Source organism: Leptolyngbya sp. FACHB-36, assembly GCF_014695955.1.
Lineage (GTDB): Bacteria > Cyanobacteriota > Cyanobacteriia > Leptolyngbyales > Leptolyngbyaceae > FACHB-36.
In genome coordinates, this window is sequence record NZ_JACJPG010000253.1 from 1 (window position 1) to 2,465 (window position 2,465).

Genomic DNA, 2,465 nt, shown 5'->3' on the forward strand with positions numbered 1-2,465 from the left:
TGCATTCCAGCGCGGCGCGAGGCGTCGATCGCGGCTCGTGTGGACTGGATCACAGGCTGAATTCCTGACAGGTCTACACCTAGAATGTCCAGGTAGCCGCACTTCGAGGCATAAGCATTTTGCATGTCCACTACAATCACTGCCGTTTCGCTGGGCGCGAAGTCGATCGACTCTGGTCTGGCTGAAATCGTCACGGGGGAAGTCATGAGGATTAACGAGTTAAATCAACCGTTGCTGATGTGGGCGATCGAGGCGATTTCGACTAAAAACTCTGGCTTAACGAGGTCCGCTCGGATGCAGTAGCGGGCAGGCGACGGTTGGGGAAAGTACTCTGCGTAGACGGCGTTCATTTTGGGGTAGTCGGCAAAGTCTTTTAAGAAAATCATGTTGAAGGTCACGTCTGCCAGGGTCCCACCGGCTGCTTCAACAACGCTTTTAATCGACTCCAGAACCTGACGGGTCTGAGCCGTAGCATCGTTTTCGCCGACAAGCTGACCCTCCGCATCTAAAGCAAGCGTCCCCGAAACGTACAGCGCTTCTCCCGATTTCATTCCGGGTGAGTAGGGGGCTAGCGGGGGTGGTGAACCGGGCGGAATAATTGGACGACCTGGCATAGCAACACTCACAAACGCGCGATCGCAAGACAGCAGATCCCATACAAAAATACGGAGGTTATCGATCGAGATCTGTAGCAATGGCTGCAAGACCATTGATCCCAGACCAATGATCCCAGACAAATCAATCGTTCAGGCAACGTGTGCGGCGTCTATTAATGAATTGCGGCAGTGGAGTAAGGGCATGACTTCTTCGCCAAATGCCGTCAGGTCGTCGATAAAGTCGGGGAACGTAAACAGAACTCCGTCCATGCTCGTTTGCGCTGACAGTTGATCGAGATACGCCGCAACCGTTGCATAGGAACCGACGATCGTTGGAATTCCCATGAAAATTTCCGCCTGCATGGCGGTTGCCATACCGCCGCCTTTGTCCGTTGCCAAGGCACCGCCCCAGCTTTGAATTGCCGTCATGTCGGCATGATCCATCAGCCACTGAACCCGCGCCCGCGCTTCCTCATCAGTCGGAGCCGCTATTACAGTAAACAGGGCATACGTGCCAACTTGTCGCTCGTATTCGCCTGCCATCTGCTTCAGGCGAGTGCTGATGTTACCCAGAGTTGTCATGTCGCCCAAAACAAAGTTATAGCTGCCCCATTCAGCAGTAAACCGAATTCCACGATCGGACTGTCCGGCACAGACGATCGGGATATCGCGAGAGGGTTTTGGCTGACAGAGACAGTCCTCTAGCTCAAAAAATCTGCCGTGGTACGTGACTCTGCCGTGCTGCCATAGCTGCTTCAGGATCTGCACATATTCTGTCGCGTACTCGTAGCGGTAAGACAAATATGCTTGATCCGTCAGAATGCCCATCTGGGAGTACTCCAGCTTGTTCCAACCGGACACAATATTAATGCCGAATCTGCCCTGGCTAATATCGTCGATCGTCACTGCCATGCGAGCCACCACGGCTGGATGAATCGTGGGAATGGCGATCGAGGCATAGAGATCGATTTTGCTGGTGACGGCTGCCAATCCTGACATCAAGCTAAACGATTCCAGCGCGTGGTCCCAATGCTGAATATCGCCGCCATAGCCGCGCCATTTCACCATCGAAAAGGCGAAGTCAAATCCATAGGATTCAGCTTTTAGAGTAATGGTTTTATTTAGCTCAAACGAGGGCATATATTGAGATGCCTTCGAGATGATCCAACCGTTATTGGCGATCGGAATAAAGATTCCAAAATCCAGATAGCTCATCTCAACTACACGCTTGCCTCAATTGATGGAACCGCAAACGATGCAACGGTATCGCCGCGAGATCTGTCGAATTATAGGCAGTGTGTTCAACCTGAATTGAAGTAAATGTTACTGAACACTTCAAGGTGCGGCGGCTACACAACAAAACAGGGTGACGATCGTCACCCTCGATAAAAAATTCAATTTAACGAATCACAATTACTGGTTACTGGGCGCTAACTATTGCCCTGGCTGTCCCTTCTCGATTGCCTTGTTTACTAGGTCATCCGTCACATTGCTGGCTCCGGTCGGAGCCGGACTGACTTGCCTTGCCATGTCCAGGTAATCGCCGGGATCGCCTGTAGGCTCAGCGGTTGTGGTGGTCGATTCGGGTTGAGAAACTTCAAACTGAGGAGCAGTCGCTTCCTGTGCGGCTTGTGCACCTTCGCCTGTGCGATCGATAGGGCTAACGCTAAACTGCTGGGCTGCTTCGTAGTCTGCTTCAACATCGACATTGGGAAGTTTTTCTTGACCAGCGGCGATCGCGTCTGCCGCTAGCTGTGCGTCTTGATTTTGAGGACCATCTAGGTTACTAGCAACTTCAGACATAAAACACTCCTGTTTAGAACTTTTGGTTAATGTGCTCACCGTACCAGAGCGATCCCCAGCGTTCTA

The 2,465-nt window shown here is 51.9% G+C and carries 3 protein-coding genes and 1 pseudogene; all 4 read right to left on the bottom strand.

Annotated features, from left to right (window positions below):
- Nucleotides 1-206, bottom strand: a pseudogene (locus tag H6F43_RS23015) (pyrimidine utilization protein B); the annotation flags it as partial.
- An 18-nt stretch (nucleotides 207-224) separates the two neighbouring features.
- On the bottom strand, nucleotides 225-614 hold the full coding sequence (gene rutC, locus H6F43_RS23020) for a pyrimidine utilization protein C (protein WP_190341729.1): 390 nt from the start codon (nucleotides 612-614) through the stop codon (nucleotides 225-227).
- Nucleotides 615-746: 132 nt separating this feature from the next.
- Nucleotides 747-1,811 carry an LLM class flavin-dependent oxidoreductase gene (locus H6F43_RS23025; RefSeq protein ID WP_199290176.1) on the bottom strand — a complete coding sequence of 355 codons (1,065 nt, stop codon included), beginning with the start codon at nucleotides 1,809-1,811 and terminating at the stop codon, nucleotides 747-749.
- 219 nt (nucleotides 1,812-2,030) lie between these two features.
- Complete coding sequence (locus H6F43_RS23030) at nucleotides 2,031-2,399, bottom strand: hypothetical protein (RefSeq protein WP_190341728.1); 369 nt, start codon at nucleotides 2,397-2,399, stop codon at nucleotides 2,031-2,033.
- Nucleotides 2,400-2,465 lie beyond the last annotated feature (66 nt).

Excerpts from the sequence above, each read along its gene's own strand:
- H6F43_RS23025 (WP_199290176.1), bottom strand. The coding sequence starts at position 1,811 with ATGAGCTATCTGGATTTTGGAATCTTTATTCCGATCGCCAATAACGGT.
- rutC (WP_190341729.1), bottom strand. The coding sequence starts at position 614 with ATGCCAGGTCGTCCAATTATTCCGCCCGGTTCACCACCCCCGCTAGCC.
- H6F43_RS23030 (WP_190341728.1), bottom strand. The coding sequence starts at position 2,399 with ATGTCTGAAGTTGCTAGTAACCTAGATGGTCCTCAAAATCAAGACGCA.